The sequence below is a fragment of the Arthrobacter sp. N199823 genome, from assembly GCF_002929705.1.
GTDB lineage: Bacteria > Actinomycetota > Actinomycetes > Actinomycetales > Micrococcaceae > Specibacter.
In genome coordinates, this window is record NZ_PJIN01000010.1 from 25439 (window position 1) to 41362 (window position 15924).

The window sequence follows — 15924 nt, forward strand, 5'->3', positions numbered from 1 at the left end:
GCGTGAGGAAAAGCCCCTCAAATCTTGACCGGACGTCAGCCGATGCCGGCGCAGAATGGTGACGGGGCGGTACCCCGGGGACGCCCAAGACATCTCGATGGCTTCCAGCAGTTGCAGCCACCACACGCTGCTGCGAATCCCGGTGAATGGCTCGGCTCCCGCGACCCCCGCTGCAAACGTTCATTCATTCCGCATTTCCTTGTCTGGCCATAAAGGCGCCATGAACTTTGGTCTGTGGTGTTGCAGGGTTGGTGCGGGCGGAGCCAGCCCTAGCCGATGAGCGCCAGCACCGCTCCGGACGCGACCACGCCGCCAGCTTCGGCGCGGAGCTCGGTCATGGTGCCGTCGCGATGGGCCGCAACCTGGGTTTCCATCTTCATCGCCTCTAAGACAATGACAGGTTGCCCTGCTGCCACCCTGGCGCCGGGCTCAACAAGCCACTTCACCACTGTGCCGGCCATGTCGGCGCGAAGTTCCCCGGGGTCGCCGGCTCCTTCGGTGCCCGCGCCGCAGTCGAACCCTGACAGTGCGTCCACTCCGGCAGGAAGGGGCTGTCCTGAGCGTGCCCAGCCCTCCAACAGCTCAGCCGGAAGGCCCACGGCAACCCGACGGCCGTCGACCTCCACGGTGACGGTTCGCCGTTCGCCCTCGGGTGCAACTGTGCTGAAGCCCGGGTCAGCCGGAATCCGGTCTGCGAAGTCGGTCTCGATCCAGCGTGTGTGGATGCCCAGGCCGTTCTCCGAAATGAAGTCCTCGGCCTGCACCACCGCACGGTGGAAGGGCAGGACGGTGGCCACACCTGTGATGCTTAGCTCCTGAAGTGCCCGGCGTGCCCGGCGCAGCGCCTGCTGGCGGTCCGCGCCGGTGACGATCAGCTTGGCCAGCAGGGAGTCGAACTGTGGCGGCACGAACGATCCCGAGCGCACACCGGTGTCCAGGCGTATGCCCGGTCCGGTGGGTGCGTTGAATTCCTCGATGGTGCCGGGCGAAGGCAGGAAACCGCGCCCAACGTCCTCGGCATTGAGCCGGAATTCGAAGGAATGTCCACGGGGCGTGGGATCCTGTGTGAACCGCAGCCGCTCACCGGCGGCTATCCGGAACTGTTCCTGGACCAGGTCGATCCCTGTGGTTTCCTCGGTGATGGGATGCTCCACCTGCAGGCGGGTGTTCACTTCAAGGAACGCCACAGTGCCGTCGGCGGCGACCAAGAATTCAACGGTGCCAGCCCCGGAATAGCCGGCTTGCCTGCAGACTGCCTTGGCGCCGTCGTAGATCTGGCGGGTCTGATATTCGGTGAGAAACGGCGCGGGGGCTTCCTCCACGAGCTTTTGGTGGCGGCGCTGCAGGGAGCAGTCGCGGGTTCCGACGACGACAACGTTTCCGTGCGTGTCGGCCAGGACCTGCGCCTCAACGTGGCGTGGACGGTCCAGATACCGTTCCATGAAGCATTCGCCGCGACCGAAGGCTGCAACGGCTTCACGGACGGCGGAGTCGAAGGCTTCCTCGACCTCGTCCATGGTCCGGACCACCTTGAGCCCGCGCCCGCCTCCGCCGAATGCGGCCTTGATGGCCACAGGCAGCCCATGCCCCTCGGCGAAGGCACGCGCCTCTGCGGCCGACGCCACAGGCCCGTCGCTGCCAGCAACTAGTGGCGCACCGGCGCGGACAGCAATCTCGCGTGCCGTGATCTTGTTGCCCAACTTGCGGATGGCCTCCGGTGTGGGGCCGATCCAAACAAGGCCAGCATCCAGCACGGCCTGGGCAAAATCGGCGTTTTCGGACAAGAAGCCGTAGCCGGGGTGGACGGCGTCCGCGCCTGACCGTTCCGCTGCGCTGAGCAGCTTTTCAATGTTCAGGTAGGTGTCAGCTGGGGAGTTGCCGCCCAGGCTGAAGGCCTCATCGGCGGCGTCAACGTGCATGGCATCGGCGTCGATGTCGGCGTACACGGCGACGGATGCCAGCTGTGCGTCGTTGCAGGCACGGGCAATGCGGACGGCGATTTCACCGCGGTTGGCAATCAGGACCTTGCGCATGAGCTACTCGCTTTTCGTTCGGGAAACCGCCAGTGAGGCGGAAGTTGCTTCGGAAGAGGGTCGTTCTGGAGGCAGCGCGGCGCGGAAACGGATGCTTCCGCCGATGGGCACCTGGGCGGCAAGGTCCAGCTGGTGGTCCACAACGACGCCGATAACGGGGTAGCCGCCGGTGATGGGGTGGTCGGCAAGGAAGAGCACGGGCAGGCCCTCCGGCGGGATCTGGATGGCACCCGCCACTGTTCCTTCGCTGGGTAGTTCGCCGGCCCGGCTGCGTTGCAAGGGCGTCCCCTGTAGCCTGACACCCACCCGGTTGGACTGTGGAGTGACCTTCCAGTCCTGGCTGCACAAGTAGTCCAAGGCTGCTGGCTCGAACCAGTCGGCGCGGGGGCCCGGAACGATGTCCAGCACGGTCACCCCGCCACCTGGAAAATCGGGTTGCAGTTCGGGGCTGCCCACCACACTGGAGTCCAACACCTGGCCGGATGCCAGCAGTTGTCCCGAGGCCAGGGGAGCCGGGCCGATTCCGGACATGGTGTCTGCGGATCGGCTGCCCAGCACCGCTGTGGCGTCAATGCCGCCGCGGACGCCAAGGTAGCTCCGGAACCCTGCTTCGGGCGCGCCGATCCGCAGGATTTCGCCGTCCAGCAGGGCGAACGGCGTGGCCATGGGGACCGTGCGCTGTTCCGGGGAGTCCCCGGGGCCGGCCGGACTGGACGGTTCGGACGGTTCGGTGGCGAGCCACGCAGTGGTGACGGTCAGTTCCGACGGCGCCCCGGTGACGGCCAGCACTTGGTCTCCCACGGCCTGTACCGTGAGGCCGCCAGCCACGGTTTCGACCCCGGCAGCGGAAGCGCTGTTGCCCACCAGGCGGTTGGCGCGCCGCAGCGATGCCCGGTCCAGCGCCCCGGCGGCAGAGACGCCGAGGGCGGAGTGGCCCGGCCGGCCAAGGTCTTCGATGAGGCTCTGTATTCCAGGGGCAAGGACACGGAGTCCGGAAGCGATCTCGTGCCGTTGAGGCCTCGCTTCAGTGGCAGTGTCCGGTTTCGGCGCAAGAGTTACGGTGGCACGGACCGCGCGGAACTGCACGCGGTGGCCGGGGCTCGCCAGCGCAGGCTCGGCACGGTTCAGGTCCCACATGAGGGCTTCCGTGCGGCCGATCAGCTGCCAGCCTCCGGGGGACCGGCGTGGATACACCGACGAATAGTTTCCGGCCAGGGCCACCGACCCCGCCGGGACGGCGGTGCGTGGTGAACTCCGGCGGGGAACTTCCAGCGCCTGGTTCTCCCCGACCATGTAGCCGAATCCAGGAGCGAAGCCGGCGAACGCCACCGTCCAGATTTGGCCAGTGTGGGCCGCGATCACGCCGTCGGCGCCAAGGCCGCTCAGTTCCCCCACTTCGGTGAGATCGGCGCCGTCGTACACGGCCTCGATGACCACCAGCCCACCCTGCTGGACAGTCGGCGGGACGAGCTCGAGCTCAAGGAGGGTCCGCCCGATGCGCCGGGCTGCTGCGGGCGATTCAGCTCTGACCATGACGGTCTCGGCAGCCGCCAGGACATCCTGCTGCCCCGGCAGGGGAGCGGCGAGGAGCATGGCTTGCAAGGCCAGCACGTCCTGGGTGCCGGAAAGCTCCGCCAGCACCGCACAGCTTCCCACCGGCCGCACCGAGCGGACCTTGTGCGCCGTGGCGGCTTGCATGGCTGCCTCCATCATCAGCTTGCCTGTGCCGTGGGGGTGCTGGAAGCCTGCAGAAGACGCTCTTCCTCGTCGGGCTGCGGGTCCCTACCGAGGGCCAGACCAACAATGGTCACCACCGCGGCCGTGAGGAGGTAGGCCGCGATGAGGAACCAGTTGCCGGTGGCTGCGTAGAGGGCTGTGAAGATCAGTGGGGCCACGGCGCCGCCGATCACCCCGGCCAGGGTGTAGGCAAGCGAGCTGCCGGCGTAGCGGAGCCGGGCCGGGAACTGTTCGGTGATGTAGGCAGCCTGCGGACCGTACATGAAGGCGTGGAAGGCAAGGCCAATCACCACGCCCACAGTGAGCATCAGCACCGACCGGCCCTGGATCATGAGGAAGAACAGCGGGATGTAGAGGGCCGTGCCAGCTGCGGCGAGGCCATAGATCAGGCGCCTGTTGAAGCGGTCCGTCACGGCGCCGGCTGCGGGGATGAGCACCAGTTGGAAGGCCGATCCGATGAGGATGGCACTGAGCACATTGCCGGTGGTCATGCCCAGTTCCTTTGTGGCGTAGACGGCCACGAAAACTGTGAACAGTGCGTACAGGACGTCGGGGCAAACGCGGGAGAGGGCGGCGGCAATCAGGGCACGCGGCTCCTTGGTAAACACCTCTTTGATGGGGGCCTTGGGCTGATCGCCCTGTGCCTTGATGGCCTTGAAGACAGGGGTTTCCTCCAGCTTGAGGCGGATGACCAAGCCGAAGACCACCAGCAGCGCAGACGCCAGGAAGGCCACGCGCCAGCCCCAGTCGAGGAAAGCTTCGGTGCTGATCGTTGCAGCGAGAACAGCCAAGACGCCGTTGGCCATGAGGTTGCCGGCCGGAGGCCCGATCTGTGCAGCGGAGGACCAGAACCCGCGCCTCTTAGGGTCACCGAATTCACTGGAGAGCAGCACCGCGCCGCCCCATTCGCCACCGACGCCGATGCCCTGGGCCAGGCGCAGCAGGACCAGGATGATGGGTGCCGCGACGCCGATGCTCGCGTATCCGGGCAGGGCGCCGATGAGTACCGTTGCAATGCCAATGACCATGAGGGTGATGAACAGGACCTGCTTGCGGCCAATCTTATCGCCCAGGCGGCCGAAGATCACGCCGCCCAGGGGGCGTGCCAGGTAGCCCACGGCGAAGGCCGAGAAGGAGAGCAGCAGGCCCACAAATTCGTCATTGCCCGGGAAGAAGACCTTGGGAAAGACCAGCGCGGAAGCCACCGAGTAAATGGCAAAGTCGTAGTATTCCAGCGACGTGCCGGTCAAGCTTGCGATGTAGGCCTTCATGGCCCCGGCAGGGGCTTTTCTGGTTCCGGATTGGGGAGCCGGGTTGTAAGTTGTCATGGGTGTCCTCCAGTGGGCGGGGATGCTGCCTGTACGTTGGTGGCGATAAGGATGGTGCTTAGACGAACGTTGCGATGGTGATGCCGGCGGCCGAAAGCGCCGTCCTTACCGCGGCAGCCATGGCAACGGCCCCGGGGGAATCGCCATGGACGCAGATGCTCTCCGCATTGATTTTGAGGATGCTGCCATCCACCGTGCGGATGGCGGATTCGGTGGCCATGCGCAAGACATGCTCCGCCACGTGGGCAGGGTCTTCCAGCACGGCCCCGGGGAGCTTGCGGGAGACCAGGGTGCCGTCGGGGTTGTAGGCCCGGTCTGCGAATGCTTCTGACACGCCACGCAAGCCCGCCGCTTCGGCGAGGCGTAGGACCTCAGAGCCAGGCAGTCCCAGGATCGGCAGGCCCGGGTCAACGCTCTTCACGGCCTCGACGACGGCGCGCGCCTGGGCCGTGTGGGAGACGATTGCGTTGTAGAGCCCGCCGTGCGGCTTGACGTACTGGACCCGTCCGCCTTCAGCTGCGGCCAGCGCCTGGAGTGCGCCGATCTGGTAGACAACGTCGTCCGCCAGTTCGTTGGGATCAATGTCCATGAAGCGGCGGCCGAATCCGGCCAGGTCTCGGTAGCCCACATGGGCACCAATCGTGACGCCGGCTGCCACGGCTGCCCGGCAGGTGTGGCGAATGACGCTCGGGTCACCTGCGTGGAAACCACAGGCCACATTGGCGCTGGAAACGGAGCCGAACATTGCTGTGTCGTCACCCAGAGTCCAGTGTCCGAAGGACTCGCCTACGTCGCTATTCAGGTCCATGCTCATCATTGTGATCCTCGTCTCATTGGTCCGTTCCTCTAAGAATGCACTATTTTTGCCGATTGTTCAACAATCCAGCGATTCAGCGATGTAACGATCGTGTAGATTCTGAAGCATGGCAAGAACAGAAGCAGCAATTGAAGGCACGTACCTGCGTGGCGAGAACGGCCGTGGAGACAAAATTGCGGGGCAGGTCGGGGCCAGAAATAGCGCTGCGGCGCGCTTGAGGCTCGCCGTGCCGTCAGTGGCGGAACGGGTAGCAGATGAGCTGCGCCTCCAGCTTGCGGAGGGGCAGCTCCCCCCAGGCGCCCGGCTGACCGAATCCACCATCGCCGAAGAACTTGGCGTCTCACGCAACACCGTCCGTGAGGCGTTTGCCGAGCTGACCAGCGAGCGGCTCGTGGTGCGCCACCCGAACCGGGGGGTGTTTGTTGCGAGCTTGGGAGCCGAGGACATCCATGATGTGTACACCGTGCGCAGGGCCATTGAGGTCAGCGCCATCCGGGGCGGCGGAACTCCCGAAGCCGTGGCCGCCGTGCGGTCAGCCGTGGAGGAAGGGAAACGCGCCGCAGCCGCCGATGATGAAGAGGGCCTGGGCAACGCCAATCAGCACTTCCATGGCGCCATAGTGGCATTGGCCGACAGTCCGCGGCTGCAGGCCATCATGTCCCAGATTTTGGCCGAGATGCGGCTCGCCTTCCACAAGGCCAGCTCAGATGCGCCCTTCTACGGTGGGTATCTCATCGCCAATGAGGAGATCTGTGTGGCGCTGGAATCCGGGGATCTGGACAGGGCGGCCAAGCTCCTACTGGCCTACCTTGACCGGTCCGAGGAAGACCAAGCAGCGATCCACGGGGCATGACGCCTGCGGAAACCGGGCGCTAGGATAGGTCAATGACTTCCATGCGAGCTGTGCCCCGGCCCACCGTTGCCGGACTGTCGTTCCGGCCGCTGGTTGCGGAGGATGCCGGCCAATGGTTGGAACTGGTGGTGCGGATAGCCGAGGCCGAAAACGCGCCTTGGCACGACCAGCTTTCTGATCTCACCGAGGTTCTGGGTTCCGCCGCCAACCCCGCCGCGGACAACACCCTAGTGGGCGTGGATGGGGACGGGGTGCCGCGCGCCTACGGCTACGTGGCCAAGAGCCCGGGTGGGCCCGTGGGCTTTGTCTTTGGTGGCGTTGATCCGCTCTGGCAGCGCCGGGGAGCAGGGGCCGCCGTTTTGGCGTGGCAGCAGGACGTGTCCAGATCCCGGTTCGCGGCCGAGGACCAGGCGAGCCCCGGCGCCCGTTGCTATGCCCGTGCAGGAAACACGCCCCATGAAGCAATGCTGGCGGCTGCCGGCTTTGGCAGGGTCCGGTATTTCACCGAAATGGAGCGCCCGCTCACTTTCATTCCAGAACCTGTCACTGTGCCCGGCGTGAGAGTTGTGCCGTTCACCTCCGGGCTGGGCGAGGCTGTCCGCCTGGCCCACAATGAGGCGTTTGCGGACCATTGGGGTTCAGAATCCCGCAGTCCTGAAAAGTGGGAGTACTTCCTGGGCCACGAAAGCTTCCGGCCCGACCTGTCCACAGTTGCCGTGGATGAGGCAAGCGGGGAGGTGGCCGGCTACCAAATGTCCATGTTCGACGCCGATGCTGCCGCCAGCGAGGGGCGGCGCTGCGGGTACACGGACATACTTGGGGTCCGCCGGGCTTGGCGGGGCCGTGGTATTGCCCCGGCGCTCCTGATTGATGCCATGGCCCGTTACCGGGCCGCCGGCATGGACGCGGCCACTCTGGATGTGGACACCGAGAACCCCAGCGGAGCCGTTGGGCTCTACGGCAAACTAGGCTACACAGCTATCCCGGGGCGTGTGACGGTCGCTTGGGACAAGGCGCTCTAAGCGCTCTAGGCGTTGATGTCGTGAAGATGATGGATGATGTCATGCATGAAATAGCCCGTCAGCGTCACCACAGTGAACTCCGAACCATTGCTGCGTAGCCCCCGTCGGTCCCACTGGTCCTCTTGAACTGCGCCGAATGCAGAAGCCGCATCGAGTCCGTTCTGCACTAATTCCTGAGAAACAGTCTCTGGATCCAGGGCCGAATAGTTGCCATCCAGAGCAGCCTGATCTTGATCCCAATTGGCGAACGTGGGGTTCTCTTCGCGGAGCATGAGTTCCAGCCGGGCGGTAGAGACCTCAAAGACGTCCTTGACGTGGGCACTGTACTCCAGGACCGACCACGTGCCGGCCGTGGAGCGCTCTTCAACGTCGGGGCGCCGCAGCGCCGCCTGCCAGCGCGGCAACAACACCGGAATCATGGTGGCTGCTGTGGCCGGGGTTGCATTGGCTGCCGTGAAACCGCAGTCCGGGCAGCTCCTCTCGAGTACCCAGGTCCAGTCTTTTTTATCGGTAATGATGTCCATGGGGCCAGTCTAGGCCGAAGCTACCTGGCAGGGCCCCGAGCCCGGCGTCGAGTGTCCACATAACGTACGGATCAGAGCCGAAAACGGTTCCAAACGTACGTTATGTGGACACTCGCCGGGGAGTTAGTCCAGCGGCAGCTCAAACGCTTCCTGAGTTGAGTCCTGAATCGGCTTCGGATCGCGTGTGGGTGCCGGCGGAATCGTTGTGGCCGGGGTGCTGCCCGTCCCGACCGACGTCGCCGGAGCAGCGGCGGAGGATTCATCCATACCCGGTGCTTGCGTGGCAGCCGTCTCCGAGGCGATTCCGGACAGGCTGGGACCCACTAGGTCGATCCCAGCGGTCAACGCCAGACCGGATCCGTCGCGGTGACCGTGTTCCACGGGAAGGACACGTGCTACTCCGGAACTGGAGGAGGCCTTGGCAGGGCCATGGCCAGCCCACGACAGGAACAGCCTGTCTTCACCCTTGAGGAAGCGGTGAGCCCGGACGCCACCAGTGGCCCTGCCCTTTGCTGGGTATTCCGAGAGCGCAGTGACCTTGGCCGAGCCCGACGGCGTACCCGGCAAAGCCTCTTGCCCGCCCGACACTGTCACCACGACGGCGTCAGGATCGGTGGGGGAGACCACGCCGAAGGACAAGAGCACATCGCCTGCTCCGAGTTTGATGCCTGCCATACCACCGGCGGTCCGTCCTTGGGGGCGAACATTGGCGGCACTGTACCGCAGCAATTGGGCGCCTTGCGTGATAAAGACAAGATCGTCGTCGTCCGTGGCAACACCGGCACCCACCACGACGTCCTTGGGCTTGAGAGTGATGTACTCCCAGTCGTCACGGTTCAAGGGGTATTCGGGGGTGACGCGCTTGACCACACCGGAGCTCGTGCCGACGGCAAAGACGGCATTGAGCGGCACAAAGCCCACCAGCGTTTCACCCTTGGTCAGGGTAATGAAATCCTTGGCGGCCACGCCTCCTGCCAGGCTGGGCAAGGCTGCGGTGGGAGGCAGAACAGGCATGTCAACAACTTGCAGACGCAGCATCCGGCCCAGTGACGTCAGCGCACCGATTTCTGCACGGGCAGTGGACTTCAGCACCGAGGTGAAGACGTCGTGCTTGCTGCGGGCGCCGGACTCGACGAGTGGATCGGCAGAGCTGGTGCGCGCAATTTGGCCCGTGGCGCTGAGTAGAACCCAGCAAGGGTCATCGGCAATTTCCAGAGCCAGCGGCGCTGCCTTACCGGCCTTTCCGCCAGGAGCGGCCGCCAGGGCCTTCGCCACTGAGGCCGCCATGGCTTCAGATTCCAGAAGGACTGTGCGGCGCGGTGTGCCGTGCGTCGCAGCAACCTCGCCAAGCTCATCGGAGACCAGCTGATGCAGGACCTCTTCCGAGGCCAGAATTGCCTCGAGGGCCTCGATTTCGCGGCGCAGATCATCGCGTTCGGATTCCAGCTCCACCATTGAGAAGCGGGTCAGCCGGCGTAGCTGCAGGTCCAGAATGTAGTTGGCCTGAATCTCGGAGAGGTCGTAGACAGCCATGAGGCGTTCGCGGGCCGATGCCACTTCATCCGAGGTGCGGATGATCTGGATGACCTCATCAATGTCGACGATGGCAATGAGCATGCCTTCTACAATGTGCAGACGGTCCTGCTTCTTGCCCAAGCGGAATGCTGTGCGGCGTCGGACCACGTCAATGCGGTGGTTGACGAATACCTGCAGCAGCGGCAACAGGCCAAGCGTCTGTGGCTGCCCGTCCACCAGGCACACGTTATTGATGCCGAAGGATTCTTCCAGCGGGGTGAACCTGTACAGCTGTTCCATGATGGCGGCCGGATTGAAGCCGTTCTTGATTTCAATGACCAGACGCAAACCGTTTTTGCGGTCGGAGAGGTCAATGAAATCGGCAACGCCAACCACTTTATTGTTGTTGCGGGCTTCCTTGAGCTTTTCCCTGACTTTTTCCGGACCCACCAGGTACGGCAGCTCGGTGACAACCAGCCCCACACGGCGCGGCGAAAGCTGCTCAACAGTAATCTTGGCGCGCGTCTTGAAGGATCCGCGGCCTGTGGCGTAAGCGTCCCTGATACCGGACAGGCCCACAATGCGACCGCCCGAGGGAAGATCGGGTCCCGGCACATACGCCATGACGTCTTCCAGCGTGGCTTCTGGATTTCGCAACAGGTGCTGGGCTGCGGCAATGACTTCCACGAGATTGTGCGGGGCCATATTGGTGGCCATGCCCACCGCAATGCCACTGGCGCCGTTGACCAAAAGATTTGGGTAGGCCGCTGGAAGAACTGAAGGCTGCATCATCTGGTTGTCGTAGTTGGGCACAAAGTCCACAACGTTTTCATCCAGGTTGCCGGTCAGTGCCAGTGCAGGTGCTGCCAGGCGGGCCTCGGTGTAACGGGGGGCGGCGGGGCCGTCGTCGAGCGAGCCGAAGTTTCCATGGCCATCAATGAGCGGCAGGCGCAAGGAGAAGTCCTGAGCCATACGCACCATGGTGTCGTAAATGGCCGTGTCACCGTGCGGGTGCAGCTTACCCATGACCTCGCCCACCACGCGGGCGCTCTTGACGTGCCCCTTGTCGGGTCGCAGTCCCATCTCGCTCATCATGTACAGAATGCGGCGTTGCACGGGTTTGAGACCGTCGCGGGCATCGGGGAGCGCGCGCGAGTAAATCACAGAGTAGGCGTATTCCAGGAAGGAACTTTCCATCTCATTGGAAACATCAATATCTACAATGTTTTCAACGAAGTCATCTGCTGCTGGGGGTTGGCGCTTGGCCATGATGGCGGTGATTCCTTTTCTACATGGGTGTTGCGGGTGGCATGCGCGGCAAAAGACGCATCATGTCGGTACAGTGATTCTATGGTGAAGCCAGAGCTAGCGCCCGAATATCCGGCCCATTGGGAGGCCGATGTTGTCTTGCGTGATGGTGGCACGGCCCACTTACGTCCCATGCGAGCGGACGATGCCGATGCCGTCCAGGCGTTTCATATGGCCCAATCGCAAAACTCTATCTACCTGCGCTTCTTCACCTACAAGTCGAAGCTCACGCCCAAGGAGTTGCGCCGGTTCACGGAGCTGGACTATCGCGACCGCGTGGCGTTTGTCATCACCCGTGGCGCGGAAATCATTGGCATTGGCCGCTATGACCGTTTGGATGACCCCACCGAAGCGGAGGTGGCTTTCAATGTTTCGGACGCTCATCAAAGCCGCGGTCTAGGATCCATCCTATTGGAACACCTGGCCGCAGCCGCCCGCGAGAACGGGATCAATAAGTTTTCCGCCGAGGTTCTGCCGGAGAACCGAAAGATGATGCAGGTGTTCTCCGAAGCCGGCTATGAGGTTCATCGCCACTTTGACGACGGCGTGATCTCCCTCAAGTTCGACATTGACCCCACGGAAAAGTCCCGGGCGGTCATGGAATCACGTGAGCACCGGGCCGAGGCGCTGAGCGTTGCCGGGTTGGTGGCGCCGAAGTCCGTGGCTGTCATCGGGGCCAGCCGCGAATGGGGGAGTATTGGCCAGCAGCTCTTGGAGCATGTGGTGGAGGGGAAATTCGCCGGAGCCATTTATGCCGTCAACCAGGATGCCCTGGAAGTTTCCGGAATGCTGCCCTATGCCACCATTGGCGAGGTGCCCGGGCCGGTAGATCTGGCCATTATTGCCGTGCCCTACGATCAAGTCCCTGGCGTTGTTGACCAGTGTGGCCAGGCCGGCGTGAAGGGCTTGGTGGTTGCTACGGCAGGTTTTGCCGACGACGGCGAACGCGGCCTTGCGCGCCAGCACGCCCTGGTCCGGCAAGCCAGAGCCAACGGCATGCGGTTGGTGGGTCCGGCGTCGTTGGGCTTGGCCAATACCGATCCCGCGGTCTCGCTCAATGCCTCCATGGCTCCTGTGTTGCCCACACAGGGTGGGCTGGGGATTTTCAGCCAATCGGCCGCGTTGGGCGTCTCGCTCTTTGCCTCAATGAGCCGGCGCAGTGTGGGGATGTCAACAGTGCTGTCCGCGGGAAACAGGGCCGATGTCTCGGGCAATGACATGATGCAGTTCTGGGAAGATGATCCCAACACCACCGCCTGTGCCCTGTATTTGGAGTCCGTGGGAAATCCGCGCAAGTTCTCCCGCATCTCCCGGCGTCTGGCCCGTAGTAAGCCGGTCATCGTAGCGAAGTCTGATTCCATGGGGTTGCGGTTGCCACCGGGGCACGCGGTGCGGACCACTCAAGCCCCTCCGGGTGCATTGGACGCAATGCTCCGGCAGTCCGGAGTTGTTCGGGTCAACACCATTGAAGAGCTTGCGGACGTGGCGCAAATTGTGGTTTCGCAGCCATTGCCCAAAGGGCCGGGCATAGCCATCTTGGCTAACTCCGGCGCTCTGGGCAACGTGGTGGCTGATGACGCCGAGGGGCACGGTCTGACCGTGGCCGTCATGGAGTCGTTTCTGGTGCTAGACATTGGCCAGTCGCGGGCGCTGCCATTACTGAAGCGTTCGGTACTGGCGGCACTGGCCACGGACGGGGCGGATTCAGCGATTGTCACGCTGCTGCCGGTGGTGGGCCTGACTATTGAGGCCATTGCCAAGACGCTCAAGGAGTGCTCGGAAGAGTCCGGTAAACCTGTCGTTGCCGTGTTCACAGGCATCTTTGATGCGAATATTCACGTCAACCGGCAAATTGCGGATTCGCTACCGGCCTACTCCAGCCCTGGTGCGGCCATCGCTGCGCTGGCGGCAGTCACCCGGTATGCGCACTGGCTGACGCTTGAATCACCGGTTTTTGAGCCTCCTGCCGGAGTTGATCCTCAGGCTGCCGAAGAATTGTTGGACAGGTTGCTGTTGGGTGTTTCACACGATCAGTTGCTCACCCTCAGCAGCGCCCAAGCGAGGGAACTTTTAGGTCATTACGGCATTGATGTGCTGGAATCGGTGCCTTTTGGCAGTGCGGATGAAGCGGTAGCCAATGCCGATCGGTTGGGTTGGCCCGTGGCGATCAAAACCTTGGACCCGAGCCTGCGGCACCGTCTTGATTTGGGCGGGGTGCGGATCAACATTGAAAATGCGGAGTCGCTGCGCCGCAACATTGTGCAGATGCGGAAATACCTTGAGCCCTACGGGAAGAAGGATTTAGAGGTTCAGAGCATGGCTGAGGTGGGCCAATCTGTCACGCTGCGGGCCATTGAGGATCCGCTGCTGGGACCTGTGGTGTCCTTTGGTCTGTCCGGGGATGCGGTGAACTTGCTCGATGACTGGGCGCATAGGGTGCCGCCGTTGTCAGTGGGGGACACCGCGGAGTTGGTTCGGGCGCCGCGGGCTGCCGTGAAACTCTTCGGCTATGAGGGACTGCCAGCAGGAAACGTGGCGTCGTTGGAGGATCTGGTGGCGCGTGTTGCCATGCTTAAGGACGAACATCCTGAGGTGGCGCTCATTGAATTTAAGCCAATCTTGGTTGGCCCCACAGCCGTCACGGTCTTGGCAGTGGATGTGCGCATTGGCAACGCCGCTCAGCGCACCGACAGCGCCCGGCGAGCCATGCGGTCCTAGACGGTTCGCGGGTGCTGCGCGGGCCCGCACCGTGGTGGCGCGTCCGTGGCAGCTCTGCCAGTTCGCAACAGTGAGCGCAAAGTGCGAAAATGGAGACCATGAACAGCTTCGGAGCCGGTGCACCGGCCAATACCAAAGGCCGCGATTTGGAAACCGCCCTCCAGCGGTCAGGTTTTTATCCCCGGCTGGTTGCCGATGTGGTCAATGATGCGTTGGACGGCCAAGCGCCCTTGTCACACCTAGTCCATCTGGAAACACACTTTGACCGTACCGAGGTGCACCGGCACATCACCGTACTGGTTTTGACCAGCGAAATGCTGGTCATCACCCACGTGGACGATCACCAGCTGGATGAATCCGGTGAGCAAATGGTGGCGCAGGTTTCCACTGAATCCGTCCCTGTGAGTCAGATTAATTCCGTGGTGCTGAGCTACATTTATTCCCAGCCACAGGACTACAAGCCCTCAGATCCGGCCCGAGAGCTGACCTTGTCCATTGCTTGGTCCGGTGGTCAGCGCGTGGAAATGGGGCCCGCTGCCTGCGGAGATCCCAACTGCGACGCCGATCATGGCTACTCCGGCACCATTGCCCAGGAAGATATTGCCTTGCGCATCAGCGCTGAGGCTGAGGGCCTGCAGGCCGTGGCCGATGCCAAAGCCTTCGCGCGAGCACTGCGCGCCGTCAACACGGGGGCCGGTTCTCCCGGTCATCCCGATGCCGGTCCTGGCCGCTTCCCAGCCTTCGGCGCACGATTGGGCCGTTCACATTACCGCCGATAACGCCGTGGGCGTCCCCGAAACCGCCCCCGAAACCATTCCCTCCTCAGCCGGCACTCTTAGCAGCGACGCGCTGCTCGCAGGCCAGTCCGATCTGCCGGCCGCACCGGCCTACGGCAAGGCCAGCATTGGCGATGTTCTGAGCAGTGCCGCCGCGGTCCTTGGTGCGCAGGCCTATACGAATGTCTTGAAGCTACCGGCCGCCCAGCGCATCTGTGTTGTGCTGGTGGACGGACTGGGCAAGTCACTGCTCAAACAACGTGCCTCACACACGCCGTTCCTGCGCGGGATCATGGCGGCCGACTCCGGTGGTGAGCACCCCCGCACCCTGCACGCTGCCTTCCCCAGCACTACCGCAACGTCCCTGACCGCACTGGGCACGGGAGCAGTTCCGGGACAGCACGGCATGGTGGGGTATGACGTCTTGGACCCCCGCCAGGACAAGGTGGTAAACCTTCTGGGCAACTGGGACAGCGGAGTTGATCCGCTGCGCTGGCAGCCCATCCCCACTGTTTTTGAAAAGCTGCCCTCCGATGTGGCAGCGACCACCGTGAGCCTGCCAAAGTTCGCCGATTCTGCCATGACGCGTGCGGCCCTCCGCGGCAGCCAATTCAGCGGCGCCACCTCCACCCATGCCCGCGTGGAGCAGGCCGTTGAGGCTTTGGCCGCCACGCCCAAGGCGCTGGTCTACCTCTACTGGAGTGAATTGGATAAGGCCGGGCACCACTATGGTGCGGACTCGCCGCAGTGGGAACGTCAGCTGGAAGAGCTCGACGCCGGCATGAAGCGTTTGGCGGCAGCGGCACCTTCGGACACCCTGATTTTATTGACGGCCGATCATGGCATGGTGGATATCCCTCGCAGGGATCGCATTGACTATTCAGAGATTCCGGAGTTGGTGGAAGGCGTTCGGCACACGGCGGGAGAGCCGCGCATGGTTCACCTGTACCTTGAACCAGAGGCCACACCGGAATCCAGGGACCGGCTCATGACAGCCTGGCTGGAGCATTTCCGGCGCAAGGCCTGGGTCTTGACCCGTGAGCAAGCCGTGGCCGCAGGCTACTTTGGCACCGTCACTGACAGCGTTGCCAACCGCATAGGCGATGTGCTGATTCTGGCACGTGAATCCGTAGCGTTTTATGATTTGCGCCGCGTCCGGCTCCAAGCCATGGACGTGGTGGGCCAGCACGGCTCCATCACGAAGGCAGAACGAGAAGTTCCGCTACTGCGCATCCCCGTGACGGCGAAGAAAGCCAAGGGCAAGCGCCGCTGACCCGTGGATAACCGCTAGAG

The 15924-nt window shown here is 63.5% G+C and carries 11 protein-coding genes; 5 read left to right on the top strand and 6 right to left on the bottom strand.

What is annotated here, in order from left to right; genetic code table 11:
• Positions 1-269 precede the first annotated feature (269 nt).
• Genes CXQ93_RS16895 through CXQ93_RS16910 form a run of 4 tightly spaced genes read right to left on the bottom strand, consistent with a single transcriptional unit; the run spans position 270 to position 5915 of the window.
• Positions 270-2033, bottom strand: a complete 1764-nt coding sequence (locus tag CXQ93_RS16895) for a biotin carboxylase N-terminal domain-containing protein (protein ID WP_104111600.1) — start codon at positions 2031-2033, stop codon at positions 270-272.
• A gap of 3 nt (positions 2034-2036) precedes the next feature.
• Positions 2037-3743 (bottom strand): carboxyltransferase domain-containing protein, encoded by a 1707-nt coding sequence (locus tag CXQ93_RS16900; RefSeq protein WP_104111654.1) that lies wholly within the window; start codon positions 3741-3743, stop codon positions 2037-2039.
• A 2-nt stretch (positions 3744-3745) separates the two neighbouring features.
• Complete coding sequence (locus CXQ93_RS16905; RefSeq protein WP_104111601.1) at positions 3746-5098, bottom strand: MFS transporter; 1353 nt, start codon at positions 5096-5098, stop codon at positions 3746-3748.
• A gap of 58 nt (positions 5099-5156) precedes the next feature.
• A complete protein-coding gene (locus CXQ93_RS16910; protein ID WP_181036198.1) occupies positions 5157-5915 on the bottom strand; it encodes a LamB/YcsF family protein in 759 nt (252 codons plus the stop codon).
• Between the two features lie 106 nt (positions 5916-6021).
• Between CXQ93_RS16910 and CXQ93_RS16915 the strand changes: the two genes are divergently transcribed.
• Together CXQ93_RS16915 and CXQ93_RS16920 are read left to right on the top strand one after the other, a co-directional pair.
• Positions 6022-6768, top strand: a complete 747-nt coding sequence (locus CXQ93_RS16915) for a GntR family transcriptional regulator (protein ID WP_104111602.1) — start codon at positions 6022-6024, stop codon at positions 6766-6768.
• A gap of 32 nt (positions 6769-6800) precedes the next feature.
• The gene (locus CXQ93_RS16920; protein ID WP_258069086.1) at positions 6801-7790 is read left to right on the top strand and encodes a GNAT family N-acetyltransferase; all 990 of its coding nucleotides are present in this window, start codon (positions 6801-6803) and stop codon (positions 7788-7790) included.
• A gap of 5 nt (positions 7791-7795) precedes the next feature.
• On the opposite strand, the gene CXQ93_RS16925 is transcribed toward CXQ93_RS16920, so the two are convergent.
• Both CXQ93_RS16925 and CXQ93_RS16930 read right to left on the bottom strand, forming a co-directional pair.
• On the bottom strand, positions 7796-8314 hold the full coding sequence (locus tag CXQ93_RS16925; protein WP_104111603.1) for a DinB family protein: 519 nt from the start codon (positions 8312-8314) through the stop codon (positions 7796-7798).
• Positions 8315-8437: 123 nt separating this feature from the next.
• Positions 8438-11098, bottom strand: coding sequence for a DNA topoisomerase (ATP-hydrolyzing) subunit A (locus CXQ93_RS16930; RefSeq protein ID WP_104111604.1), 2661 nt, complete (start codon positions 11096-11098; stop codon positions 8438-8440).
• A gap of 81 nt (positions 11099-11179) precedes the next feature.
• Between CXQ93_RS16930 and CXQ93_RS16935 the strand changes: the two genes are divergently transcribed.
• From CXQ93_RS16935 to CXQ93_RS16945, 3 genes are all read left to right on the top strand, one after another.
• Positions 11180-13855, top strand: coding sequence for a GNAT family N-acetyltransferase (locus tag CXQ93_RS16935; protein ID WP_104111605.1), 2676 nt, complete (start codon positions 11180-11182; stop codon positions 13853-13855).
• Positions 13856-13944: 89 nt separating this feature from the next.
• Positions 13945-14634 carry a DUF5998 family protein gene (locus CXQ93_RS16940; RefSeq protein WP_062290100.1) on the top strand — a complete coding sequence of 230 codons (690 nt, stop codon included), beginning with the start codon at positions 13945-13947 and terminating at the stop codon, positions 14632-14634.
• On the top strand, positions 14570-15904 hold the full coding sequence (locus CXQ93_RS16945; RefSeq protein WP_104111606.1) for an alkaline phosphatase family protein: 1335 nt from the start codon (positions 14570-14572) through the stop codon (positions 15902-15904). Before CXQ93_RS16940 ends, CXQ93_RS16945 begins: the two co-directional genes overlap by 65 nt.
• Positions 15905-15924 lie beyond the last annotated feature (20 nt).